A 23,693-nucleotide genomic window follows, 5' to 3' on the forward strand; every position below is an offset into this window, starting at 1 on the left:
TAAGCCCTTCCCCTGATTTAATTTTTGCCGGATCAATCCCAATATCCCAACGCAAGACATCAGGAGCATGTGCTTTATGTCAGATAAGAAAATTGCGCTCATCACAGGGGCTAACAAAGGCCTTGGACAAGAAATTGCCAGACAGCTGGCAAGACAAGGACATCTTGTCATCATGTCATCACGTCGGGAAAGCGGATCTGACTCTGCAGATAAGCTCGCTACCGAAGGCTTAAATGTAGTGCATCTATTACTCGATGTGAACAACCGCGATGACATACTCTCAGCCAAGGACTGGATAGAAGAGGAGTTTAACCGTCTCGATATCTTGGTCAATAATGCAGGAGTGCTAATGGACAGGGATGCCACACTCTCCGAGCTACCAGAGAGCGACCTCAGGATGACACTGGAGACAAACACAATCTCCCCCCTCTTGCTGACACAGCACCTCGCCCCTCTCATGATGAAGAACAGGTATGGAAGGATCGTCAACATCTCCTCCACCATGGGTTCTTTGAACGACATGGCGGCATCGCCTCCCTCTTCAGCATTGACCGCCCCCGCCTATCGTTTATCTAAAGCTGCACTCAATGCTGTCACGATCCTTCAGGCAAAAGAGCTCTGCGGCTACAACATTTTGGTCAATGCTGTCTGCCCCGGTTGGGTCAGAACAGATATGGGCGGTTTAAACGCTCCTTTGAGCGTCGAACAGGGCGCCAAAACGCCCGTCTGGCTGGCCACCCTCCCGGAGGGCGGCCCGACAGGAAAGTTCTTCCGCAATATGAAGGAGATTCCCTGGTAAAGAGTTACCAGCTGATCTTATGCGTCGAGAGGTTCTTATTTAAGTTAATGGCAGCGCTGATCAAAGCCAGGTGTGTGAAAGCCTGGGGAAAATTGCCGAGCTGGCGTCCATCGGCTCCCATCTCTTCGGCGTAAAGACCCAGGTGATTGGCGTAACCTAGCATTTTCTCAAAAAAGAAACGTGCCTGGTGAACATCCCCCCCTCTTGATAAACACTCCACGTACCAGAACGAGCAGAGATTGAAAGTCCCCTCTTCACCCATAAGTCCATCCGTTGAAGCTCCTTCGCCAAGGCGATAACGGTAAACCAGCGAATCATCTACGAGCTCCCGCTTAATACCCGTCATTGTCGAAACCCACTTAGGATCGGTCGGCCCGACAAACTTAACCATCGGCATCAAAAGACAAGACGCATCAAGGCAGGACGCTCCTTTGTGCTGGACAAACGCTTTGACTCTGGGATTCCAAAAGTCTTTGACGATCTCATGATAGATGATGTCCCGGGTCTTGTACCACTTATCAAGAGGGGCTGGAAATGACCTCTTCTGTGAAAGCCGTATGCCCCGGTCGATAGCCACCCAGCACATTAGCCTCGAGTAGATAAACTCCTGCTTGCCGCTGCGCACTTCCCAAATCCCTTCGTCTTTTTTTTGCCAGTTTTCGCATACCCAATTAATCAGGCGTGTCAAATTTTCCCAGAGATCTATCGAGATGGGTTCTCCAAATTTATTGTAGATATACACGGAGTCCATCAACTCGCCATAAATATCAAGCTGAAGCTGGTTATAAGCGGCGTTACCGACTCGCACCGGCTTTGAACCCATATATCCTTCAAGATGATCCAATGTCTCTTCAACAAGTACCTTGTGACCATCCAGCGCATACATGATCTGCAGCGAACCATCAGGGTTTAAGTCACCGCAGCGCTCTTCAATCCACCTCATGAACGCGCGCGCCTCATCCATGTAGCCGAGCCTCATCAATGAATAGAGGGTAAAGGATGCGTCACGGATCCAGGTGTAGCGGTAGTCCCAATTGCGCTCGCCCCCAATTACTTCCGGGACACCGAAGGTTGGAGCGGCCACCATCGATCCATATTTTCTCGATGTCAGAAGCTTAAGCGATAGAGCGGAGCGATTCACCATCTCTCTCCAACGTCCCTGGTAGGTCGACTGGCCTATCCACTTCTGCCAAAAATTCAACGTCCCCTTGAAGGAATTGGAGACAAAGTCGGGTTTGCCGATCGGCGAGGTCTCATGGGGCTTGGCCTCCTCCATGACAAAGGACATCGTTTCACCCGGCAGCAAGACAAACTCGCCCTTGATCCCTCCATCGGGCGACTCTTGCAACATAATGTCGGTTCTCAGGCGTATGGTTGGCAAACCCACGCCATCGGGGACAAAGTAGAGCTCTTTGTCGCCCCGCTGGATCTTGTAGCTTGACCTGCCGTAATCAAAACGGGGATCGAAATGAACCTGGAACTTGATCTCGCCCCTCACGGACTTGGCCCTGCGAACCAAGGTGTGCGCGTTCCGCTCCTCTTCAATGACCATGAAATCGGAGACTTCGCAAATACCGCTTTTACTTAAAAACCTGGTGAGCAGAATGTTAGAATCAGGAAAATAGAGCTGTTTGTAGGAGGGGGAATCCATGACGGGGCTGATACGGAATCTGCCGCCTTTCTTATCGTCTAAAAGGGCTGCAAAAAGTGAAGGAGAGTCGAAGTTGGGAAAACACATGAAGTCGATGGAGCCGTCCATTCCAACAAGCGCACACGTGTGTAAGTCACCGATGACACCATAGTTTTCTATTGGCTGATATGGCATACTTTCCCCCTTGAGATGATGAGTGGCTCTTTTGCTTTATATACCGAAAGTGTCTCAAAACCCCAGATTTGAGACACTTTCGGTATAACACTTTTTTGAATTCAGCGTATCGAATAAAATAGGCAGGGAGGAGCGGTTCTCAAACCGCGTAAAAGATTTGAATTGCATCCAATCCATTCTGAAATCCATTTTTCTTCCCATTGTGGTTGAGAAAGCCATCTCCAACAAAGAGACAAAAAAGGTCTCAGAGGAGGATCGCGCGCTTTTTCACAATATTCCCTCCGCCGAACCGCATCTGATTAAAACTGTTGACGGCCAAAATCTTGAAGCAATTTTTGTGCCGAGCCAACACGCCAAGGCGGGCCAAGCGGTTTTTATCTGCTCGGGAGGGCTCGAATCGCACGAACTCCACTCCTATCCAATCGCTAAAGCCTATTATGATCTCGGATTCAACGTGGTAGTCTTTAATTATCGGGGTTTCGGCAACAGCACCGGATCACCGACAGAAGAGGGCCTCATCCAAGACGCCGAGGCGATCTATCGCTTTTTGCGGGAAGATAAAGGCTTTTCACCTCACGAGATTCTGGGGCACGGCTACTCTCTTGGCGGGGGTATTGTCGCAGAGATTGCCCGGTCCCAAGGAATTGACGTCGTCCTTGATCGCACATTTGCGACATTTCCCGATGTTGTGCATCACTACATGTGTAAAAAGAAGATTAACAAACTTTACCGCATCGTGGGGAAGTTTCTGGCACGGTCGTGCTTTCCGCTAAACACCTTGAAACGACTAGAGAATTGCCGCTCGCGCGTGTTTATTTTCCGGGGGAGAAAAGACATCAGCATGTCGGGCCATGATGTCCATCGGCTAAAGAAGATGATCGAGGCTCATCCTAAGCCCGAACTCTTCACCTTTGTCGAAGCGGATGTCGGACACTTCCATGACGAGGGCCCTGTCTGGATGGATCCGGAGGCTCACATGACGGAAGCGAGGGATCACTGGATTACATTCCTTAAAGAGCGTATAGGTTCAACCACTTCTTGATAGGCATCACCCACAAGGTTCACACCCCTCTTTAGGACCCCAAATATCTTTAAGGCGCTCTTCTCTACCCGATCCCCTTTTATACCGCTCGTAATGTGCGTTATTTTTTCTATGAAAGCGCTGGTGCCACTCTTCGGCCGGATAGAAAGAGACGTATGGAATCAACTTTGTCTCAATTCGGGAAAACCTTCTGGTCTCCATCAACTCTTTAATTACCTGCTGCGCAACCTTTTTCTGTTCCTCGCTGTGGTAAAAGACAGCTGTCTGATATTGGCTTCCCTTGTCCACAAACTGGCCTTCCGGGTCGAGAGGGTCGATATTAAAAAAAAAGATCCGCAAGAGCCTATCGAAAGACACGACTGCCTCATCAAAGACAATCTGAATCGCTTCCAGATGCCCTGTCTTGCCTGTGGAAACCTCTTCATAGCGGGGATTGGCCACTGCTCCACCTGTATAGCCCACCTGAAAGCCCACCACTCCTTCAACACCTTCAAAAGGAGGCTCCATGCACCAGAAGCACCCTCCGGCAAAGGTCGCTTTCTTGATTGAACTCGCCCTCATGAAAAAGCTCCTTTCCTATTACAGACAGAAAATGACTCACAGTTATTTCGAAACACTTTCGGTCAAACAATTGTGGCATAATCAAAAAAAAGCGAGGCGGGTTTGAACGCTTCGCCATCAAACAGGCCTTTATCACTCATCTTGAGCTTGGGAATGACCAAAAGCGCCATGAAAGATAGAGTCATGAAAGGTGCGTATAGAGGCGTGCCTAGCGACTTAGCCCTCGCATTCAACCTCTCGTATTCAGAAGCCACTTCCTGACCGCTCCTCAGAGACATCAGACCCGCAACCGGCAATGAGAGCACCTCCACATCATCAGCGTAAGCTACTGAAAGACCCCCACCCTCTGCGATCAAGGCATTCACTGCCTGTGTGATGGAGGCATCGTCGACGCCGACAACGATGATATTGTGTGAATCGTGGGCGACAGAGGCTGCCAGGGCCCCTTTTTTTAAGCCGATTCCCTTGATAAATCCGATTGCCGGAGGCGCTTCTTTATAGCGATTAACGACGGCTATTTTGAGTATGTCATTTACAACATCTGAGACAACCGCTCCGTTCTCCACCTTCGGTACAGCGATTAATGAATCGGTAACGATTTCATTGGGCAGCGCAGAGATCACGCGCATCTTACCACCCTCTGATTTCAAGCTAAAATCTTTAGGCTGCTTCTTCCCGATTCTAAAGTGGTTGATAGGCTGCTCTTCAACGCTTTGTATCGTTGTTTTTCCTTTTAAAGCAACCAGCTGGCCATCAATATAGGTTTTCTCCACTTCAAGCGTCTTCAAGTCTTTCACCACAATGAAATCGGCCGGATCTCCCCTCTTCAACTGTCCGACGGGAAGACCATAGTGCCTGACCGGATTCCTGCAGGCAGCTTCCAGCACATCGAATAGAGGATACCCCTTAGCAAGGCATCTTGCCGCCAGCTGATTGATATGACCTCTAAGCAAGTCATCTGGGTGCTTGTCATCCGAACAGAGCATCAGCTGCCGGGGATGGGTTTTAAAAAGCGGATGCAGCGCTTCGAAGTTTTTTGCAGCCGAGCCCTCCCGAATAAGAATATGGACTCCAAGCGAGGCCTTAAATGTGGCTTCATCCAGTGTAAAACACTCATGATCAGTGGATATGCCTGCTTTGAAATACTCTTCTGCTTCTTTACCGGTCAGACCCGGGGCATGGCCGTCGATGGGTCTGCCATACCTCTTTGCCACCTCGATTTTTTTTAAGACACCCTGGTCTTTATGGATAACACCTGGGTAATTCATCATCTCGCTGAGGTAGAGAAGCCCATCGTCCCTGAAAAGAGATTCTATATCCTCATCCGTCACCTCTGCACCGGCTGTCTCAAAAACCGTTGCCGGGACGCAGGAGGGCGCTCCAAAAAAGACTTTTAATGGTGTTTTTTTTGCATTCCGCATCATATAGCGAATGCCTTCGATGCCAAGTACGTTGCCGATCTCATGGGGATCTGACACCGTGGCGACCGTTCCATGCGGCGTTGCCAGCCTGGCAAATTCCGATGGAAGCAGCATCGAACTTTCGATGTGCACGTGGGCGTCGACAAATCCCGGCAGGATAAAATCAGGCCCGCCCCTCGGAATTTGTTTCACTTCTTCGATTCTTCCGTTCTGAACGGTGATGGCTGCCGGATAGATCTCCCTGCGGTCTAAATCCAACAAGTTGCCTTCAACTGTGAAATAGTCCATGAAATCACCTCGGTGAAAAATTCTTAATTGCACATTCGGGTGTGCCATCAATTAATCAAGCAGCTTAATTTATATTCATTTTCTTTTGATTATCTATACCGAAAGTGTCTCAAAATTTGGTTTTTGGCAAAGAGAAAGCTCTCGCGATTGAATGATCGTAAGCCACCTAATATTAGAAACATGAGGTGGCTTACGATCATTCAATCCCGAGGCTTTCTCAAAGCCAAAATCCCAAGTTTTGAGATACTTTCGGTATAAACCGAAAAGAGCCATCTCCTTGCCAAAGAAACCCATCATGGGCTCAGCTTGTGGACAGCCTCTTAGACTGATCCAATAGAGACCCTAGAATCCGTTTGTCAGCTCATCGTGGTTTTCTTTTCTGGTGATAATCATCAGATTAGCGTCATAAGTCAAGACACCGAGCATGATCGCCGTCATCAAATGATCTCGGGAAAGAGAGTAGCGCTGGTCTCTCGAATAGGGGTTGTCCGGCCAAGGGTCCATCAACGTGACAATTTTAGTCTCCTTGTCATAGCCTTCCAACACGACAAAGTGACCTTCAGAGTGTCCTAAGATATCGCTCCGGTGTTGTTTACCCTCCTGAATATATTCCCGCGCGCATTTATAGAGATAGGTCGACGACAGGCCCGTAAGGATCGGAATTCTCCTTTTCAGGTAACGCAAAATCAGGTTTCCGGACAGATCCTGCATCATGATTTTGCCCCCTTTCTGCAAAAACTCGATGTAGGCTTTGCAGGCAACCTCAAGCTTTCTCTTCTTTTTAGCTTCAATTTGCTGCTGCAGCTTTTCGATAATATGCTTCGTATCAAGGGGTTTTGGGAAAAACCAGGTCGGGTCAAACACTTCCAGATTATAGGTGTACATCTTGACTTTGAAGCCATGGTCCAAGGCGTGTATCCCTAAGAAAACCTCAAGCGTGCCCCCTGTTTCCAGGCTGTGCACTTCTTCGATGATTCTGTCCAATTCAATCGGGAGGTCGTAATAATCGTAGATAGCTTTAAGGCAGGTAGGTCCGCAGGTGCTGTCCGTGGGCTGGCTTTTAATTTTCAGTCTTTTACCGGTCATGATGCCTCATATTCTCGTTCTATGCCGAAAACATCTCAAAATTTGGCATGAGTCCTGTGAGAGCGCCTCCAAGATTGAAAGATCACAAGTCACCTAATGCATAGATGTTTTGGGATCCTTCAATCTTGGGGAGAATTCTCTTTGCCAAAACCAAATATTGAGACACTTTCGGTATATTTAGGGTAGGTAGGGTTCTCCCCGATCCAGGCAGCGGCACAACTTTTTGTATTTCTCTTTAAGCTGAGCGTGGTTTTTTGCTTCATTTTTGAGCAATCTTGTCGCTAAGGTACCCTCCTGCACCAAGATGTCCATAGCCTCTTTGTAGTCCTTCGACGGTCCGATCAGATTGTCGACAATATGCCGTATGATCTCATTGCCCGACGCACTTCTTTGCAGGCCGAATAAAGAAAGGTATTCCCTGTCCTCGATCAGCGCATCCTCTCCGGATTGAATCCCCCTCAGCAAAATCCCCTTCAGCCTCTCTTCTTCGAAAGAGTTGAACAAATCAATTGCCTGGCGTCCCTTGTCGGAGAGAAACTTTGTCAGTCGCGATAAAAAGTCAAGGATGGCCATATCCTGGCGGGGCTCTTCCTGAATGTCGACCAACCTGATCTCGATCGATCCCCTCTCAAACCGCGTAATGGCACCTCTCGCGTTTACCCACTCATGGCGCAGCACACCTTCCGGATCAAAAGGCGACAAATCCTCATAGATCCTGCCTAATATTTTCCTCTCATAGTCTTCATAAGAGGCGCAAGATTCCGGAATGGCGTGGCCGGTCACGGAGAAGATACGCTTGCAATTGGAAAGATAGACATTAAGCCTTGTGTCTTTAAGGCCGGTCTTGTGCCCGTCAGCGTAAGGCGACGAGGCGGCGATGAGAGGAATCAGTGGAAGGACGATCCTAATAGCGCTGTGCAGCTTGACAAACTCTTCTTCCGATTTAAAGGGTAAATTCAGGTGAGCGCTCTGCAAGTTGCCCCATCCATGACCCTTGCAATTGAAAATGGCATTGAAAGCGTTATAGATCTCCGATGAGCCGTGAGGCCATAGCTTTGTTTCCTTGTGAGGATCCATCCAAGGGTGCATCGCCGTCGGCATCAGGCACCCGCCCATTGCGCTCAAAAGCTTGTTGAGCTCCCGTATTTTCCTCTGAAATTCCTCCGAGAGACCCGAAAGGGCCGGTACGGGAGTTGTCGTCTTAAGCTCGACAACATGAAGAGCAAGTTCATTGTTAAGCGAAAGAACATCGCCCTCAATCTCAGAGGTAATTTCTCCGGCGATCTCTTTAAAAAGTGTATCGACAGCCGGAAGTATATCAAGGGTCTCCCGGTCTACCATCATGTATTCGAGCTCTACGCCGAACACTTTAAACAAGGAGTATTTATATTCTTTCATTACATCGCTAGACATAGGTGAAAAAACGCCTCTTTTCCTGGATCCTGTTATAGAACACGCGCATTACCGATAGGTAAAGCTCATCTCCTAGTACAGCATCCTCGCAACCGGCGTCGATGTTCGGATTGTCGTTCACTTCAATAATATAAAAATTGCCCCCGACCTCTTTCATATCCACTCCATAGAGGCCCTTGCCAATCAGATTGGATGCTTTGATAGCAAGCTGCAGAGCTTTTTTCGGCACCTCTTTAATCTGGAGGGGATCGGCATCGCCCTCTTCGACTTTGCCCGACCCCTTCTTCTTATAAATTTGCCAGTGATCTTTTGCCATAAAATATTTGCATGCGAAAAGCGGCTGGCCGTCGAGCACCCCGATCCTCCAGTCATATTCCGATGGCATGAACTGTTGGATCAATATCAGCTCGGACTTGTCGAGCATCTTTTTGGCAATCAGCTCAAACTCCTGGGGGTTCTCGGCTTTGAATACTCCCTGGGAAAAAGAGCCGTCAGGCTCTTTTAAAACCACCGGATAAGTGATGGAGGCGGCTGTTTCTTTCAGCATGCTCAGATCGCAAAGCCTAGTCTCTGGGGTAGGCAACTGATGCCTCGTCAATAGCTCATAGAGGTATATTTTATTGCAGCAGCGCAGGATGGAAAGCGGATCATCGACAACCTCTATCCCGTTGGCATAGGCACGCCTTGAGAAACGGTAGGTATAGTGATTGACGCTTGTTGTCGCACGAATGAATAGAGCATCGAACTCGGCAACGCGCCCAAAATCTGATTTTTGAATAAACTCCACCGAAAAACCCAGCGCTTCCGCGGCCTTCTCAAATTTTTTCATGGCCTTCTTGTTCGATGGCGGGTGCTCCTCTTCGGGGTCGACTAAAATCGCGAGGTCGAAGATGGAGTTTTTTCTCTTGATGGCTCCATATACTTTTTTTTGCGAAAGATATCTTTTCGTCTGCTCTAGAACAAATTCTTTGTGAAAGTCGGGTATCTGATGAGGACCTATCGGCGTCAGAGACGAAAGCGTCCACTTGTCTTTGGTTTTAGTGAATTTAGCCTGGAGGAAAGGGACAGGGAACTGCTTGAAAATGTACGTCGCCAGCCTGTCGTAGCACTTGGCTAAGTTTTTTCCGAAATAGACGCTTAGGACAAAACTTGTCGAGTAAATGTGGTTTAGGCTCGACTGGATCAACTCATCAAATTCCGAGGAGAGCAACCTTTTGAGAGTGGACTGTGAATTGAAATCAGCAATGCAGTGCATGCTCGGCTGCGGCTTATGGCCTCTCGCCGAAGCGACCAAGGAGACGTAATACCCCCTTTTTTGGTAGGAAAAAGAGCGGCAGAGATTCAAGAGGTGGACGTTTCCCACCTTCTCATATTGCCCACCTTTCAAGTACTGATCGGCTGTTACAACCTCGACTTCGAGGCCGTCCCACGTCCAGTCGGATAACTTATCGACGACGATGACGGTTTTTACCATTGCATTCCCAGGGAATCGGTTCACTTATTCAAAAACAGTACCCCTGGTTGTTCGAACGCAGGGTTATATCGAAAGTGTCTCAAAATTTGGTTTCGAGAAAGAAAGCTCCTCTGCCAAATTTCAAGATACTTTCAGTATAAATCGGCTGTCAATCTATAAAAGCATGAAAAAAATCTCGGAGTCCGTCCACTTACCCAGTCCATCAATGATATCTTGGCAAAGCGCTCTGCGTCTTCCCTTAAGTTTCACACCTTACTTTCACTGGATCTCAAAAAAAACATGCTCCCCAGCTTGATTGAATGTAAAAAGCTGGCAATAAGTTCGTTTCTTCAAACGCTGCTGCTATGTCCCGGATGCCCGTAAAGATTTACAAATTACTATGGTCTAAAAAAAAGTCAAGAAAGGGATTGAGAAAAAGAATATTCCCATCAAACAAAAATGATAGCAGATCCCTAGAAACTTTAAAGAGAAAAAAAGAGCGACTGCGCTATTTGAAATGTTTGCCTCTTGTCAGGATTAAGGGAAGCGAATACATTGAAGACACTTTCATCAATTAATTAATCAGCTTTTGGAGACTGCCCACAAACTCTTACCGAAAGCCTATCAAAATTTGGCATTGCGGCTTTATAGAAAACCTTGGGATGGAAGATTGCAGGCCGCCCACGGGTTGATAGCTCTCTTTCTTGGGCAAGAGGTCTCTCATTGCCAAACCCCAATCTTAAGAGACTGTCCGCAAATTGAAATCGTATGATTTGTTCGCTGAATTGGGCTTTAAAGCTCAATTCAGCGGCAAAGCCACTGATGTTAAGTTTTGAAAAGTCTCTAAAACACGTTCGGTGCCGATTCGGGGCTAACATTTACCAAAGACTACATCCGGTTCGGCACCGAGGCAACTTCCTTTAATAATTAATCTCTAATACAAGAGGATACAATGAACCAAACCAAAGATTCCAAACCAAAAAAAACCGCTGAAAATTTCCAGTGTAAATTCGAAAACATTGTCGTCAAACCCCTCCAGGAGTTGAGCACATTTTTTCACCAATTCATCGATAAGCCCAGAGTAATCGGAGCTTTGACTCCCAGTTCACCCTTTCTTGGAAAAGCTATTGCCAGAAGAATGCGCCGCGAAATAAAAGCCAACAGACGCCTGCTGGAAATCGGCGCTGGCACAGGCGTTGTCACAAAGCTGCTTATTCATGAGCTTAACCCAGGCGATCACCTCGATGTGATCGAGTGCGTCCCCGATTTGATACCCAAACTGAGAGCTATCATCGACAGCTCAGGAAAGAGCAGCCAGGTAACTCTTCATGAGTTGCTCATTGAAGATTTTCATCCCCCCAAAAAATATGACCAGGTCATCTCGGGATTGCCCCTGACCATGTTCCCACCGGAACAGGTTGTTGCCTTCTACAGTAAGCTCGAAAACGAACTGCTCGAAAAAGAGGGGCTGTTTACCTATTACGAATACCTTGCCCTACCAGAGTTACGCCTTTGCTACTACACGCTTTGCCGCAAGATCAAACCGGATAACTACACGCATCTACGAAAAATCCTCAAAACAAAGAACTCCTTCTTGAAAGAGAAGCAAGTCGAATCAGATACAGTGTGGTTCAATATTACGCCTTTAAGAGTCATCCACGTAAGGCAGTAAAGACTCTCCGCGGCTAAAATGGCGACCCACTCTTGCGTGAGTGTAAACCACTACCCTTCACATGGTTATGCACTCACGGCAACAGGGGGCCTGCCGCCACATCTCAAAGGTAAAAAGCCGTGAGGTTCTGCTTTCAACCTCACCACGACCGGCTTGACATTAACTGCCATTTAAAGGATGTTGCACTCTAGCTAAACAGAGTCCCCTATACTTAGGGGGCAGCGAACTATTTTGGTGGCGGAAGGTTTACCCCCTCGACCAAATTCAGTGTTACAAAGTGAAAAGTTCAGGAGTAAAAAATGAAAAAGTTAGTATCCACCCTTTCAGCACTCTGCCTGGCCGCCTTTTGCTTCACAGGCTGCAATAAAGAGCATAAAAAAGAGGAGCCCAAAAAAAATGGTGAAGCGCCAGCTAAAGAAGAAAAAAATATTAGCGACCTGCTAGACAGCGATGAGCTTGCCGAAGATGATACAGCTCCTGTACCAGAAGAAGTAATTGAAGAAGAAGTCGATGTCGATGTCATCGAGCCTTCAGACGAAGATGCGAAAGCTCAGGACATGAGCAAAACAAAAGAGGGCGTGAACGGGCACAAAAACGAAATCAAAGATAAGCTGCAAGACGCGACCAACACAAAAGTCCCCAATTCGGCAGACCACCCGAAGAAAACCTATTCCAACTAAACGCTAATTCTGCGAGGACAGGGGTAGTTCAAACTCCTGTCCCTCTATCTTACCGAATCTTTAAGACAATTCTTTATTGAATGACTTTTAGGGCACGTCTTTGCCTATGCAGGACCCTCGGGTCCATCTCCAGCTCGTCCTTTCGTTTTGCAGCGAGCTGCCCACAGGCTGCGCTGACGTCAGGACCTCTACTATAACGCACAGGAGCGGGAATCGACCTGTCGCTTAAATAGAGCTGGAAGGCGCGGATATTCTCTTTCGAGGATGCCTTATAGGGGCTTCCCGGGAAGGGATTCATAGGAATAAGGTTGACCTTGACCTTCAGTCCATGCACAAAACGGACCAGCTTTTTGGCATCTTCGATCGAATCATTCAGAGAATCGATCATGATATACTCAAACGTGATGCCGTAACGATCGGGAGCCGGGTATTCCAGAAGCGCTTTTTTCAGCTCATCCAGAGGATATCGGCGGTTGATGGGCATCAGCGTGGAGCGTTTAACATCATCCGGCGAGTGCAAAGAAATTGCCAAGCGTACCGGCAGATCAACTCCTAAGCGACGGATTTCCGGCACAAGCCCGGAGGTGGATACTGTCACTCGATGCTTGGACAGTGCAAAAAAATCCTTGTGGATCATTATCTGACACGCCTTAACAACCGCCTCATAGTTATCAAGAGGCTCTCCCATGCCCATAAAAACTACGTTACTGACGTTCGGCCTGCCCGCTTCGTTTAAAAAGCGATTGGCCAAAATAAGCTGGGAAAGGATTTCACCGCTCGTCAAATTGCGTTTGAACCCCATTTTTCCCGTCTGGCAAAAACCGCAGCCCATCTTGCATCCCACTTGCGAACTGATACAGAGGGTTACACGGCCATCTGCCGGCATGATCACCATTTCAAAGAGCTGTCCATCGCACGTTTTCAGGAGAACCTTTTGACTTGCGTCTGATGAATTCAAGACAGAATCAACCAGAGGCAACTCAAAGGAGAAAGAGGCGGCGAGCTCATCCCTCAGTTTTAAGGAGAGATTAGTAAAATCGGAGGGATTGACAACGCCTTTGCAGAAGATCCATCGCATAATTTGCGCTGCGGCAAAACGCGGATGGCCCCTCTCCATGAGCCAGGCATTCCATTCCTCACTTGATAAATCCAGGGCTGAGAGTTTCGTTTGCATAATCAAAGGGGTAAATTAGTTTAATTGATGGGTTATTTTATCAATTCTTTGCTTTGAAATCAAAGTTTTTAATTTACCTGCGCATAGACACGAAATTTTTCCGCCAGGAATAGGGGAACCTCCGCCTTGATCAAGACATCATTCTCCTCATAATCCTGATGGATAACCCGGCCAAGTCGCATGATTTCACTGACGATCTGATACTCGCTCTGGGGAATCTTGAACTGAACTACCTTCCGTAGAGCTTCAATTTCCCGCTGGATAGCCTCTTTAAGTTCTTCAAATCCCACGCGCTGCAGGGCTGAGATTCTCACTGTTTTGGGATAGAGAAGACGGAGCCTGGAGATCTCCGCATCCCCCTCCAGCTTGTCAATTTTATTAAGGACTGTGATCACAGGCTTGTCCTTCGCTCCCAGCTCTTCCAGTACCTGCATCGTGGTCTTGGCCTGTTCTATGGCGTTCGGATGACTGGAATCGACCAGATGAATCAAAATATCTGCCTTGACAGCCTCTTCAAGAGTACTCTTGAATGCTGCAACAAGCTGGTGAGGAAGCTTGCGGATGAACCCTACCGTGTCTACCAAGAGAAGCTCCTGGTTGTTGTCTAAAACAAATTTGCGGGTTTTGGTGTCCAAAGTGGCAAAGAGCTTGTCCTCAACAAAGACATTAGCGTCTGTCAAGGCATTCATCAAGGTCGACTTGCCCGCATTGGTGTAGCCGACGATAGCGAAGACAGGAATCCCCCCCTTCTCTCTCATTTGCCTCTGTACTTGCCGCTGCCCCCTGACCTCTTCGATCTCTTTTTCAAGTCGGTCTATGCGCCTTTTGATGATACGGCGGTCGATCTCGATCTGCTTTTCACCCTCGCCTTTGAGATAGCCGCCCCCTCCGGCGCCGCCACCGGCACCCCCGCCGGCCGTCCCTGCCTGCCGCGAGAGGTGAGTCCAAAGCCTTTTAAGCCTGGGCGCTTGGTATTTCACCTCAGCGAGCTCAACTTGCAACCTCGCTTCTTTTGTCTCCGCTCTTTCGGCAAAGACACCGATGATCACTTCCGTCCGGTCGATCACATGAACTTTAAGCTCTTTTTCCAGGTTTCTCTGCTGCGCGGGAGAGATTTCGTCGTCGAAGACCACGAGGTCGGCGCCGGTGGCCTGGATCTTTTCCTTCAGCTCTTCGAGCTTCCCAGTGCTGATAAATAGAGATGCGCTGACTTTACGGGTGTGGCACGCCATCCGGTCTAGCGTCTTCAGACCGAGCGTATCGCAAAGAAGTTTCAATTCATTCAAATGCTCAAGACAGGAGTCTTTCTCCCAATGCTCGAAATAAGACGAAACTAAAATAACTCCTGTCGTCGACAACTCGTTTTTTTCATAGATATTCTCAAGAGCCATGAGCCTGATCCCATTTAATTAAGTGCGAACAGATCTTACCAGATCACCATTTTTAATGCCGAAACAACTTGAAAGGACAAGCTCTTAGAGCTTGTACTAGAATTGAAATCGTATGATTTGTGTTTGAGGGCAACCTTTTAAGGTATACCCAAAGTATCTCAAAAATTGATTAAAAGACCGTCATAGGCCATGCGGATATCTTGCGGCAGGTAGGCGTTTGTTTTCTCGTGATCGAGATCGTGGGAAATATGCGTCAGATAGGTCTCTTTTGCACCGGCCTTTCTTGCGAAATCAACCGCTTCATCAACACTGAAGTGCAGAGGAGATGGCGTCAGGCGCAGCGCGCTTAAAACCAACACTCTCACCCCCGCGAGATCCTCGAATATTGTCTCAGGATAGGTTTTGATATCGGAAAGATAAGCGAAATGTCCCATGCGAAATCCTGTGACTTTGACACCTGCCTGCTCGAACGTCATATAAGAGAGAGGCACCCCCCGGAGCGAGAGGCTTCCCCTCTCTTCCTCGAGCTCCTGCAGCTGAACTTTCGAGACAAGCCGCGCCTCATCGCCACGGAAGATATAATCAAAGCGCCTTTTCAAGTCATCGGCTGTCTCTTTAGAGAGAACGCATGGCAGGGGATGCTTCTCTTTCATTGTGTAACAGCGCAGCTCGTCGATGCTGGCGGTGTGGTCGTGATGCAAGTGAGTAATCAAGCAGCCATCAATCTGATGGATCCGATGGGATAGCGCCTGCTGGCGAAAATCAGGCCCGCAATCAATAAGCAGCCTCTTGTCGTCAACCTCCAAAAGACCCGACGAGCGGAGGCGCTTGTTTTTCACACTCTCCGATAAACAAACCGGGCAAGAGCAGCCCACAACGGGCACTCCCATAGAGCCGCCGGTTCCAAGAAAGAGAAAACGCCCATGCATTTTTTGCCCCATCTTAAGGTATGAACAAGGAACGGATTTTACCGGAAATGCCCTCATGGAAAAAGTAGGCCCACGGATTTTCTGCGCTTCCGATTAACTCCACACGATAGGTGCTGCCATCCTTTCCTACTTCAATCTTTTGCAGCAACCGGGCCGAAGGCTCCCCTTTTATCTCCTTTTCTTGCCTGACGTAAATCGCGATCGACGCTGTGATCTCATCAAAAAGAGCGCTGTCAACCCTCTTGTCATCGACACTCTCATCGGAACTTGTCAAAAGATAGAACGACTCGTACTCATCCATCCCAATTATTTTTACGGCAGACTTTGCTCTCCCCTCTTGGTGGAAGGTGTATTCGATCCTGTCGAAAACATATTTGAAGGGAGTCTCAATGCGTGAGTCCCTAAAATTCAAACTTTCCAAGGCCTCTGGCGAAAGAACCGTATTCTTTCCGACATAGCTTCCTGTGGGCCCAAAAGTCATGATCAGAAACAGGGCTATTCCCACTGCGGTCAAAAATGAGAGCATGAGCAAAATAATCAATCCTCGGACTTCACTTTTTAGAGGTGCGTTCTGCCTTAAGTCCATATATACTGTTTCTCCAGGGATTTGAAATCGCTCTGTATATACACTATAATCTTTTTAGTTTTTAGAGAATTGATTGGTTGGAAGGACATGAAAATCGCAATCGCCGGTGCAGGGTTCGCCGGTTTATCCGTGGCTTGGCACCTTGCCTTCCATGCGACAAAACACCATCAGATCACCGTATTTGATCCCCACTCTTTCCCAGGGGGAGCATCATCGACTGCTGCCGGCCTCGTCCACCCCTTCAGCGGCAAACGGGGCAATCTGGCCAAATGGGGCGAAGAGGCCTTTCAAGCAGCCCTCAACTTGTTTGAAGAGGCTAAAAAGTACCAAAGCCAAGATTTCGTCTTGCACCGCGGAATGCTTAGGCTTGCTATGACGAAAGAGCAGGAGTTGGATTACAAAAACTCGGCATTAACACACTCTCACCTCCGCTGGTTTGAAAAGGAAGAGTGCCGCCAACACTTCCCCCTCTTATCTCCCCTTCCCGGGCTCTTCGTGGAAAAGGCCCTGGCGATTGACCCACAGCTTTACCTTGAGGCGTTGAAGCTAGGGCTTAAGGCAAAAAGAGTATCATTTGTCGACAAAAGCATCAGCGACAAAGAGGATCTACACTCCTTTGATGCGGCTGTGATCGCTTGCGGCTACAAAACTTGCGAGCTAACCCACGGATTTGATATCCCGTTTCGCTTTCTGAAAGGCCAAGGCTTTGAATTTGCGCTACCGAATGGTGTTTTGCCGTTTAAGTATGCGATCAACGGCGACCTCTATGCTGTGATGCTCAGGGATCAGAAACGGCTCTTTGTAGGTGCGACATTCGAAAGGGGAAATGCAGATCCTGCCGCCGATCTTGAAGTCGCCAAGGAGAAGATCTATCCAAAACTGAAAGCCATGATACCGTCTCTTGCCGAGCAAGAACCTCTGGCAATTAGGTCGCATGTGAGGCTCACCACAGCCTCTCATATGCCCTATGTCCATCGCCTTGAGAAAAACACCTGGGTCTTTTCCGGGCTTGGCTCAAAAGGGCTTCTCTATCACGCATTTCTTGGCAAGCGCCTCGCCGGGGAGATCGATTCTTTATAGGCAGGGAAAATGAGCCGCGCATTCCGCGGCTTCAGAAGCTATTTAGGTGAGAATGCGCGCTTCATCAACACATGAGACTCTGCGGCAAAATTGAAGAAAAAGATGATCGCAGGCGAGAGGACAAACACGAACGGAATCATCATAAAGAACCATCGGGTCATTGTATAGAGCGTGCTATCAAAGCCTAGGTCGGTCATGGACCCTGAAAGATAAGCTGCAAGCACCAGGAGAATCGATACAAAAGCGACTGGCAAGACACCAACGATGATCGCGACGAGGTTGGCAAAAGGGTCGTTTTTAAAACGCTTATTCAACCACTGGGAAAGTTGAAGACCGTTTAACCCCTTAAGAGCGATTGCAGGTGAGACAAAAAAGAGAAATGCCAGCATGCCGACGCAAAGCAGGAGCGACGCGAAATTCAAAAGGAAAGGGCCGAATGAGAGGATGGAGGAAAAAATAGCTCCGATGATTGGAATTTGCGTCAGCATGACGAAAATTCCGAGCACCATCCACATCACCAGATAAAGCAAAATGATAGGGATCGTGAAGTAGGATGCCCCTAATATGACTTCCCAGGATTTAGAAAATATTTTCCGATATTTTACCTCTTTGCCCTTCACCTCATCGTGGTAGATACGGATCAGCATTACCCCCAATGAGAGTAAAACGCCGCCTGTGAGGAACATGGGGAGAAATGTCAGGCTCAAAAGCAGCCATCCCCCTACGTTCACGGCCAGTCCTCTAAAAAACACGACCAGGACACCGCAAAGCGCCAGCACCCAAAAGACAAACAGCATCTTTTTTAGCGAAAAGGATCCGTAAAAAGCGCGGTTAAATATGAAACTGAGATCTTCTGCTGTCATAATTCATCCTATAGCGAAAAGAATTCAAAATTGGGGATTTTGGCCGAGGGTTTCTCGCTAAAAATCCCAAATTTTGACTTCACTTCGATGTGTTCCGAAAGTGTCTCAAAAGTTGATTTTTGGCTTTGTGAAAGCTCTCCAAGATTGAACGATCTTAAACACCCGCATCAGGTCGTTTACGATCGTTCAAACCGAAAGTCTCTCTTTGCCGGAAAATCCAGGTTTTGAATTCATCCGATATAAATCGGCGGGGGTAGCCGCTGGCCCTTCGTAGCCGATGCTCATTCCGCTTCAGGCAAAATGAGCTTTATCCACTACTTTACTCCTACAAACTCTTGAAGTCAAACGCTCCGCCATCCTTCACTTGGAAAGATTCATCTCCCTGAACCCAAAAACCTGGGGAGTTGGCGCCTTATAGAGGTATTTCGGCCGTACGATCGGGGTTCCCTTGCCATCTCGAGCCTCAACCCTGTCGTGCACAATTTGGCGTGCGATACCCACTGCACGGGATGTGCCAAAAAGAAGCGTAAAATAATGAGGATAGGGGAATCCGGCCGCGGATAATACCACTCCCGATATAGCATCCACGTTGGGGTTTGGATCGGAGATTTTGGGGTTTTCGGAAAGCACTTTTTTACCGCACTTGCGGATCATCGTCGCGATCTTCACAAGCGGATTTTTACCATATTTACGCTCGGCCAGCTGATAGAAGACCTGCGCCCTTGGATCCTCTACCCTTAAGACTGCGTGTCCAAATCCAAAAATGAGTTCATTTTTGTCGAGCCTGTTGCGAATGTACTGCTCCACCTGGGCTTCATCCGCCCCCTCGCCGAGCACTTCAAGAGCCTGCTGCACAAACTCCAGGCAATCCTGGTTAGCCCGGCCATGCCTCGGTCCGGCAAGAGCGCACATTGCCGCGGCAAGCGATCCATACATATCTTCGAGAGACGACGACACCGCCTTTCCGATGAAGGTTGACAGGTTGCCCCCACCATGGTCGTAGTGCAAGATATTAAACAGACGGAACGCCTCTGCCAAATTTTCATAGTTGGCGCCGGGAACTGAAAGCATCTGTGTAAAGTTCTGCATGTAACCCAATTTTGGGTCTACGGGCTTAACAGGCCCCCACCCCGCGTGGTGATGAATGATTTCGGCTGCCAAAAGAGGTACTTTTGCGACAACGTTGAGGCAATCTTCCCTCCAGTCGGAAGTTCCTTCAAAAGTTCCTAAAAGAAGAAGCGCGATCGAGAAAAGGCGCATCGGGTGCGCTTTCCTGGGAAGCTTCCATATTGCTTCCTTAAGCTCATTTGAAAGTTTTGAGCGCTCTTTGATCTCTTTGGAAAACTCCTCAATTTCCTTGGGAGATCCGTCAAAACCGAAGAGAAGTAAAAACATCACACGCTCCGGCTGCCACTCCGTCATCTCAGACACAGGCTTGCCGACATAAAACAGCCCCTTCATCGGATCTACCGAAGATGATGTGCAGTATCCGACAGGGTATCCCCTTAAGCCAGTTTCCAGCTGCTCTTTTGTGATGGAAAATAATACTTCATCTTTTTCGTTCGCCATTGTGATCTCCCGATTCGATCCTAAGTTATCTTTTGCCTGCAGCCAATTTTCCCATGGCCATTTCTCTCTCCTGGATAAGCTCCTCTTCGGATGCTTTGATCCTGGTTCGTAAGTCATCGTTCAATTTTGCGGTGTTAACAACGGACACCTCCCCGTTGCCTCTTGAAATGCATGGGAAAGAGTATATCAATCCTTCAGCAACGCCGTAGGGGTTTCCATCGCTTAAGACCCCGAGTGAAAACCACTCATCCGACTCCACCATAAATGAACGTACCGAGTCGATAAGCGCGTTTGCCGCCGAGGCTGCCGATGATTTACCCCGAACCTTGATAACCTCCGCTCCCCTGGCTTGTACAGTGGGGATGAAAGTCGAACCAAACCACGCCTCGTCCCCTATCACATCGACGGCCGGTTTGCCCTTCACTTTGGCGTTATAGTAATCAGGCACCTGCGTCGAGGAGTGGTTGCCCCAGACGATCATCTTTGAGATATCGGTAATGGAAACTCCGGCCTTTGCTGCCATCTGGTAAGCTGCGCGGTTTTGATCCAGTCTGGTCATGGCGAAAAAATTGCGGGGATTTAATTGTGTAGCCTCCCTCATGGCAATCAATGCATTGGTGTTGCAGGGGTTGCCGACAACGATCACCTTCACATTCTTATGAGCAACTTGATTGAGAGCCCGGCCTTGCTCCACAAAGATTTTTCCGTTTTCTGCGAGAAGGGCGCTCCTTTCCATTCCTGGGCCGCGCGGCTTGGCGCCGATCAGAAGAGCCAAATCAACTCCCTCGAAAGCTTTCATCGGGTCGGAGTGAATGCTTACTTCTTTCAGAAGAGGGAAAGCGCAATCGTCCAACTCCATCTTGACACCCGCAGCTTCCTGCTTTTTGTCTTCGATATCCAGCAGCCTGATATTGATCGGTTGGTCTTTACCCAGCATTTCACCCGCCGCTATCCTGAATACGGCACTGTAGGCGATCTGTCCGGCGCCTCCGGTCAACACAACATTCATCACAGGTTTCATCAGGTAGCCCCCAGGTGTAAAAGTTTAAAACGACGGAGTGTTCTTCAAAGATGTGAAGAGCATTCGCTATCAAAGATTTTTTATCGCTTTTTTCCGATTTTATGTCACAAGCTAAATGACAGTCTCTTATGAGACACAGCGCTAAAGTTTAGCGGTAGAGCCTCTCCCAACCGAAAAGCCTATCCAAATAAAAAGTTTCATTTAATTGATAACGCATTTATAATCAGAGGCAAAAAAAATATTTTTTAAAAGCTATGAATGACGTCTTAAAACAAACGATCCGCCTGATCGAAATATTCCCCAGTGTCCAAGGAGAGACCAGTTTCTCCGGATTGACCTCAACTTTTATCCGACTTGCCAGCTGCAACTTACGTTGCACCTGGTGCGACACCACCTATTCTTTCGGTCGAGGAGAGCCCAGCACCATCGAAAACATTCTTGCCACGGTAGATTCTCTTGGTCTTCGCTGGGTGTGCGTTACCGGGGGCGAGCCGCTTCTTCAGAAGGAAGCCATCCCGCTGATGGAACTGCTCTCGCAAAAGGGTTATGTCGTCAGCTTGGAAACTTCAGGATCCCTTCCCATCGATGCTGTTCCAAAAAGTGTTAAGATCATCTTAGATATCAAATGCCCCGGAAGCGGCATGGAGAGTAAGAACCTCTACGAAAACCTGCGGATTCTCAAAGAAGAAGACGAGGTGAAATTCGTGATCAAAGACAGGGCCGATTACGACTTTGCCTGCGCGATCTCCGAAAAATGGGGACTCTTCCTGCGAAGGGAGCCGGTACTTTTCTCTCCCGTGTGGGGAGTGCTCTCGCCAGAGGAGTTGACATGGTGGATGGTTAAAGACAAACTGAAAGCCAGGCTAAACCTGCAAATGCATAAAGTTATCTTCGGTGCCGAAAGAAAGGGAGTCTAGCAAGATGCGTGCAATCGTGCTTTTAAGCGGCGGCTTAGACAGCTGCGTCTCCTTGGCATATGCCCTTCAAAAGCAACGCGAGGTGATTGCCCTCTCGTTTTCTTATGGACAGAAGCATCAAATCGAGCTTACCCATGCTGAGAGGATCGCCAGGCACTATGGCATCCGCCACAAAATCATCCGTTTTCCCGACAACCTCTTTACAGCTTCATCGCTTGTAGGCGATGGAGAGATTCCCAAGGGAAGAACCCAAGAGGAAATTTCAACTGGCGGTATTCCAAGCACCTATGTACCCGCCCGCAATACCGTTTTCCTCGCACATGCCCTCAGCCTGGCCGAATCTGAAGGCGCTCAAGAGATCTATTTTGGCTGTAACAAACAAGACAGAAACGGCTATCCCGACTGCCGGCCGGAATTTGTCGAAGCGTTTCAGCATCTGATCAGCAAAGCAACCAAGGTTTCAACCGAAAGCCACCCCCCGATAATCGTAACACCTCTTGCAGACTTAGATAAAAGAGAGATCGTGGAGCTGGGAGCTCAGCTTAAGGCTCCTATAGAGCTCTCAATCAGCTGCTACAGCCCAAACGGGAAGGGTGAGCCCTGCCTTGCATGTGATGCCTGCTGCCTTAGGGAAGAGGCCTTCAGTGCGGTTTTCGGTAAACGATAAGACCTGACTCGGGAGTTTGAGAGAAAGTAAAGGCGTCACAGGAGAAGATGACTCTTTTGACAAAGCCTGTCTGAAACCCTTTCCAGTTTTTGGAGAGTTCTTTTTCCACATAGTCTATAAGCTGCGCAACCGGATAGCAGACACCCTTTTTATAAAAATAGGGATTTATAGCCTCCATGACGAATTGAAAATCCTCGAATCCCGCGTCGTGGGCAAAGAAAAGATCTCCCTCTTTTTTCCCCATCAGCTTCTCAAGCGGCGATTGTCCCGTATAGAATACGTCAGAAAAGAAGGCGTGTGCTTTGTGAAAGACACCCTTTTTTACCGATAAACGCTCAAGCCTCTCCAGAAGGTCCAGTCTGGTTGAAAATCCAAAGCGCTTCACCATCCAGGGTTTTAAGAAAACTTCGATGACCTCAGAGAACCTCCCCTCCAAGAACCGCCGTCTGTCATAGGTGTTGAATAACTCTTTAGCCTCGGCAATCCAATCTTCCCTCTGCTCTAGGGAAAGACGGCGTATCTCCACACTCTCCGGAGGAGAAAGCGAAATAAGATTGGAGAGATCGAACTGCTCTAAGAGAATATAGGCCCGCTTTCGTTGCGCGGACGGAATCAGCGATTTGACCCAGGATTCGTAATCGATCATGCAGCAGCCGAAAAGAGGGCGTCCGTCGATATATTTCTTAAGCTTATCTTTTACCTCTTCGATATGCCCCTGTCCCATGCCTTTGATGTGCACGAGCGTGTTGCTGTCCAAGTTCATCAGATCGCGCAGCATCACGATATTCATCTTGGAGAAAAGAGTTTCAACATGTTGGCTAAGGCCCAGCACCATCACGGGCTCATCAAGAACAAAAGAATCGATTGATCGTCTGCCTTCGGGCAAAAAACCGAAATCCATCTCTTGTGAGACTCTAAGCATCCTTGTCGGATTCTCCGGAATACTCTCTTGGTAAACGGGTTGGCAAGAGGACATTTTTCGGATGGATTTAACGTCGACTTGTTCGAGTTGATAGATCTCTTCGAGGCCATGACTATAGGCGTTGGTCACAGGAACTTCGAAAGACTGTGGCTCTTTTCGTTCTCGTTTTACGTTTTCGGCAGAAAAACTTCTCTCCGCCTCCATTTGAGGGTAGATTTGCAGCGTGGCGGGATCGAGAGGTTCCACTTCTTCGGATTGAACGAACTGACCTATTTGCTTTTTCAAGCTTTTTAAAAGAGCCATACGTTACTTAAGATGGGTTGCAAAGAGTTCT

General features: G+C 48.3%; 21 protein-coding genes and 1 pseudogene. 7 read left to right on the forward strand and 15 right to left on the reverse strand.

All coding sequences use genetic code 11. The features are described from left to right. The first annotated feature begins 76 nt into the window (after positions 1 to 76). Positions 77 to 799, forward strand: a complete 723-nt coding sequence (locus ELAC_RS04865; protein WP_098038147.1) for an SDR family oxidoreductase — start codon at positions 77 to 79, stop codon at positions 797 to 799. 4 nt (positions 800 to 803) lie between these two features. Here the strand turns inward: ELAC_RS04865 and ELAC_RS11975 are convergent, their stop codons facing one another. Both ELAC_RS11975 and ELAC_RS11980 read right to left on the reverse strand, forming a co-directional pair. Beyond that, a complete protein-coding gene (locus tag ELAC_RS11975) occupies positions 804 to 2,150 on the reverse strand; it encodes a glycoside hydrolase family 15 protein (RefSeq protein WP_338030003.1) in 1,347 nt (448 codons plus the stop codon). A 63-nt stretch (positions 2,151 to 2,213) separates the two neighbouring features. After that, a pseudogene (locus ELAC_RS11980) lies at positions 2,214 to 2,627 on the reverse strand (trehalase-like domain-containing protein); the annotation flags it as partial. Positions 2,628 to 2,781: 154 nt separating this feature from the next. Between ELAC_RS11980 and ELAC_RS04875 the strand changes: the two are divergent. Next, on the forward strand, positions 2,782 to 3,666 hold the full coding sequence (locus tag ELAC_RS04875) for an alpha/beta hydrolase (RefSeq protein ID WP_158227810.1): 885 nt from the start codon (positions 2,782 to 2,784) through the stop codon (positions 3,664 to 3,666). 6 nt (positions 3,667 to 3,672) lie between these two features. Here the strand turns inward: ELAC_RS04875 and msrA are convergent, their stop codons facing one another. The 5 genes from msrA to ELAC_RS04905 all read right to left on the reverse strand — a co-directional run bounded on the left by msrA (position 3,673) and on the right by ELAC_RS04905 (position 9,909). Continuing rightward, on the reverse strand, positions 3,673 to 4,227 hold the full coding sequence (msrA, locus tag ELAC_RS04880) for a peptide-methionine (S)-S-oxide reductase MsrA (RefSeq protein ID WP_204250532.1): 555 nt from the start codon (positions 4,225 to 4,227) through the stop codon (positions 3,673 to 3,675). 62 nt (positions 4,228 to 4,289) lie between these two features. Further along, positions 4,290 to 5,936, reverse strand: a complete 1,647-nt coding sequence (gene ade, locus ELAC_RS04885) for an adenine deaminase (RefSeq protein WP_098038150.1) — start codon at positions 5,934 to 5,936, stop codon at positions 4,290 to 4,292. A 342-nt stretch (positions 5,937 to 6,278) separates the two neighbouring features. Then, positions 6,279 to 7,022: a C39 family peptidase gene (locus tag ELAC_RS04895; RefSeq protein ID WP_098038152.1), complete on the reverse strand. Its 744-nt coding sequence runs from the start codon at positions 7,020 to 7,022 to the stop codon at positions 6,279 to 6,281. A gap of 177 nt (positions 7,023 to 7,199) precedes the next feature. Further along, positions 7,200 to 8,435: a carboxylate-amine ligase gene (locus ELAC_RS04900; protein WP_098038153.1), complete on the reverse strand. Its 1,236-nt coding sequence runs from the start codon at positions 8,433 to 8,435 to the stop codon at positions 7,200 to 7,202. Next, positions 8,428 to 9,909, reverse strand: coding sequence for a RimK family protein (locus ELAC_RS04905; RefSeq protein ID WP_098038154.1), 1,482 nt, complete (start codon positions 9,907 to 9,909; stop codon positions 8,428 to 8,430). Before ELAC_RS04905 ends, ELAC_RS04900 begins: the two co-directional genes overlap by 8 nt. Before the next feature lie 931 nt (positions 9,910 to 10,840). Here ELAC_RS04905 and ELAC_RS04920 point away from each other — a divergent pair. Then, on the forward strand, positions 10,841 to 11,560 hold the full coding sequence (locus tag ELAC_RS04920) for a class I SAM-dependent methyltransferase (protein ID WP_098038157.1): 720 nt from the start codon (positions 10,841 to 10,843) through the stop codon (positions 11,558 to 11,560). 299 nt (positions 11,561 to 11,859) lie between these two features. Then, positions 11,860 to 12,240: a hypothetical protein gene (locus ELAC_RS04925; RefSeq protein WP_098038158.1), complete on the forward strand. Its 381-nt coding sequence runs from the start codon at positions 11,860 to 11,862 to the stop codon at positions 12,238 to 12,240. 73 nt (positions 12,241 to 12,313) lie between these two features. Here the strand turns inward: ELAC_RS04925 and rlmN are convergent, their stop codons facing one another. The 4 genes from rlmN to ELAC_RS04945 all read right to left on the reverse strand — a co-directional run bounded on the left by rlmN (position 12,314) and on the right by ELAC_RS04945 (position 16,260). Beyond that, on the reverse strand, positions 12,314 to 13,414 hold the full coding sequence (gene rlmN, locus ELAC_RS04930) for a dual-specificity RNA methyltransferase RlmN (RefSeq protein WP_098038159.1): 1,101 nt from the start codon (positions 13,412 to 13,414) through the stop codon (positions 12,314 to 12,316). Positions 13,415 to 13,482: 68 nt separating this feature from the next. Further along, positions 13,483 to 14,805 carry a GTPase HflX gene (gene hflX / locus ELAC_RS04935; protein ID WP_098038160.1) on the reverse strand — a complete coding sequence of 441 codons (1,323 nt, stop codon included), beginning with the start codon at positions 14,803 to 14,805 and terminating at the stop codon, positions 13,483 to 13,485. A 158-nt stretch (positions 14,806 to 14,963) separates the two neighbouring features. Then, a complete protein-coding gene (locus ELAC_RS04940) occupies positions 14,964 to 15,734 on the reverse strand; it encodes an MBL fold metallo-hydrolase (protein ID WP_239414371.1) in 771 nt (256 codons plus the stop codon). Positions 15,735 to 15,747: 13 nt separating this feature from the next. Beyond that, positions 15,748 to 16,260, reverse strand: a complete 513-nt coding sequence (locus ELAC_RS04945) for a hypothetical protein (RefSeq protein ID WP_143406444.1) — start codon at positions 16,258 to 16,260, stop codon at positions 15,748 to 15,750. A gap of 147 nt (positions 16,261 to 16,407) precedes the next feature. Between ELAC_RS04945 and ELAC_RS04950 the strand changes: the two genes are divergently transcribed. Next, on the forward strand, positions 16,408 to 17,400 hold the full coding sequence (locus tag ELAC_RS04950) for an NAD(P)/FAD-dependent oxidoreductase (RefSeq protein WP_098038162.1): 993 nt from the start codon (positions 16,408 to 16,410) through the stop codon (positions 17,398 to 17,400). 38 nt (positions 17,401 to 17,438) lie between these two features. Here ELAC_RS04950 and ELAC_RS04955 read toward each other — a convergent pair whose 3' ends face one another. The 3 genes from ELAC_RS04955 to ELAC_RS04970 all read right to left on the reverse strand — a co-directional run bounded on the left by ELAC_RS04955 (position 17,439) and on the right by ELAC_RS04970 (position 20,853). Then, positions 17,439 to 18,263: a hypothetical protein gene (locus ELAC_RS04955; RefSeq protein WP_098038163.1), complete on the reverse strand. Its 825-nt coding sequence runs from the start codon at positions 18,261 to 18,263 to the stop codon at positions 17,439 to 17,441. 360 nt (positions 18,264 to 18,623) lie between these two features. Next, entirely contained in the window at positions 18,624 to 19,832 is a 1,209-nt protein-coding gene (locus ELAC_RS04965) for a citrate (Si)-synthase (RefSeq protein ID WP_098038165.1), read from the reverse strand. Between the two features lie 25 nt (positions 19,833 to 19,857). Beyond that, complete coding sequence (locus ELAC_RS04970) at positions 19,858 to 20,853, reverse strand: malate dehydrogenase (protein ID WP_098038166.1); 996 nt, start codon at positions 20,851 to 20,853, stop codon at positions 19,858 to 19,860. A 254-nt stretch (positions 20,854 to 21,107) separates the two neighbouring features. Here ELAC_RS04970 and ELAC_RS04975 point away from each other — a divergent pair, with 254 nt between their 5' ends. Both ELAC_RS04975 and queC read left to right on the forward strand, forming a co-directional pair. After that, a complete protein-coding gene (locus tag ELAC_RS04975; RefSeq protein ID WP_098038167.1) occupies positions 21,108 to 21,770 on the forward strand; it encodes a radical SAM protein in 663 nt (220 codons plus the stop codon). Positions 21,771 to 21,774: 4 nt separating this feature from the next. After that, positions 21,775 to 22,437, forward strand: coding sequence for a 7-cyano-7-deazaguanine synthase QueC (gene queC / locus ELAC_RS04980; protein WP_098038168.1), 663 nt, complete (start codon positions 21,775 to 21,777; stop codon positions 22,435 to 22,437). Here the strand turns inward: queC and ELAC_RS04985 are convergent. Next, positions 22,412 to 23,662, reverse strand: coding sequence for a DNA-directed RNA polymerase subunit alpha C-terminal domain-containing protein (locus ELAC_RS04985; protein WP_098038169.1), 1,251 nt, complete (start codon positions 23,660 to 23,662; stop codon positions 22,412 to 22,414). The genes queC and ELAC_RS04985 overlap by 26 nt on opposite strands. Positions 23,663 to 23,693: the final 31 nt, after the last annotated feature.

The sequence above is a fragment of the Estrella lausannensis genome (assembly GCF_900000175.1).
In the GTDB taxonomy this organism is placed as follows: Bacteria; Chlamydiota; Chlamydiia; order Chlamydiales; family Criblamydiaceae; genus Estrella; species Estrella lausannensis.

What these genes read in the sequence shown, in the direction of transcription:
- ELAC_RS04865 (WP_098038147.1), top strand. Translation starts at nt 77, where the DNA reads ATGTCAGATAAGAAAATTGCGCTCATCACAGGGGCTAACAAAGGCCTT.
- ELAC_RS11975 (WP_338030003.1), bottom strand. Translation starts at nt 2,150, where the DNA reads ATGTTGCAAGAGTCGCCCGATGGAGGGATCAAGGGCGAGTTTGTCTTG.
- msrA (WP_204250532.1), bottom strand. Translation starts at nt 4,227, where the DNA reads ATGAGGGCGAGTTCAATCAAGAAAGCGACCTTTGCCGGAGGGTGCTTC.
- ade (WP_098038150.1), bottom strand. Translation starts at nt 5,936, where the DNA reads ATGGACTATTTCACAGTTGAAGGCAACTTGTTGGATTTAGACCGCAGG.
- ELAC_RS04895 (WP_098038152.1), bottom strand. Translation starts at nt 7,022, where the DNA reads ATGACCGGTAAAAGACTGAAAATTAAAAGCCAGCCCACGGACAGCACC.
- ELAC_RS04900 (WP_098038153.1), bottom strand. Translation starts at nt 8,435, where the DNA reads ATGTCTAGCGATGTAATGAAAGAATATAAATACTCCTTGTTTAAAGTG.
- ELAC_RS04905 (WP_098038154.1), bottom strand. Translation starts at nt 9,909, where the DNA reads ATGGTAAAAACCGTCATCGTCGTCGATAAGTTATCCGACTGGACGTGG.
- ELAC_RS04920 (WP_098038157.1), top strand. Translation starts at nt 10,841, where the DNA reads ATGAACCAAACCAAAGATTCCAAACCAAAAAAAACCGCTGAAAATTTC.
- ELAC_RS04925 (WP_098038158.1), top strand. Translation starts at nt 11,860, where the DNA reads ATGAAAAAGTTAGTATCCACCCTTTCAGCACTCTGCCTGGCCGCCTTT.
- rlmN (WP_098038159.1), bottom strand. Translation starts at nt 13,414, where the DNA reads ATGCAAACGAAACTCTCAGCCCTGGATTTATCAAGTGAGGAATGGAAT.
- hflX (WP_098038160.1), bottom strand. Translation starts at nt 14,805, where the DNA reads ATGGCTCTTGAGAATATCTATGAAAAAAACGAGTTGTCGACGACAGGA.
- ELAC_RS04940 (WP_239414371.1), bottom strand. Translation starts at nt 15,734, where the DNA reads ATGCATGGGCGTTTTCTCTTTCTTGGAACCGGCGGCTCTATGGGAGTG.
- ELAC_RS04945 (WP_143406444.1), bottom strand. Translation starts at nt 16,260, where the DNA reads ATGCTCTCATTTTTGACCGCAGTGGGAATAGCCCTGTTTCTGATCATG.
- ELAC_RS04950 (WP_098038162.1), top strand. Translation starts at nt 16,408, where the DNA reads ATGAAAATCGCAATCGCCGGTGCAGGGTTCGCCGGTTTATCCGTGGCT.
- ELAC_RS04955 (WP_098038163.1), bottom strand. Translation starts at nt 18,263, where the DNA reads ATGACAGCAGAAGATCTCAGTTTCATATTTAACCGCGCTTTTTACGGA.
- ELAC_RS04965 (WP_098038165.1), bottom strand. Translation starts at nt 19,832, where the DNA reads ATGGCGAACGAAAAAGATGAAGTATTATTTTCCATCACAAAAGAGCAG.
- ELAC_RS04970 (WP_098038166.1), bottom strand. Translation starts at nt 20,853, where the DNA reads ATGAAACCTGTGATGAATGTTGTGTTGACCGGAGGCGCCGGACAGATC.
- ELAC_RS04975 (WP_098038167.1), top strand. Translation starts at nt 21,108, where the DNA reads ATGAATGACGTCTTAAAACAAACGATCCGCCTGATCGAAATATTCCCC.
- queC (WP_098038168.1), top strand. Translation starts at nt 21,775, where the DNA reads ATGCGTGCAATCGTGCTTTTAAGCGGCGGCTTAGACAGCTGCGTCTCC.
- ELAC_RS04985 (WP_098038169.1), bottom strand. Translation starts at nt 23,662, where the DNA reads ATGGCTCTTTTAAAAAGCTTGAAAAAGCAAATAGGTCAGTTCGTTCAA.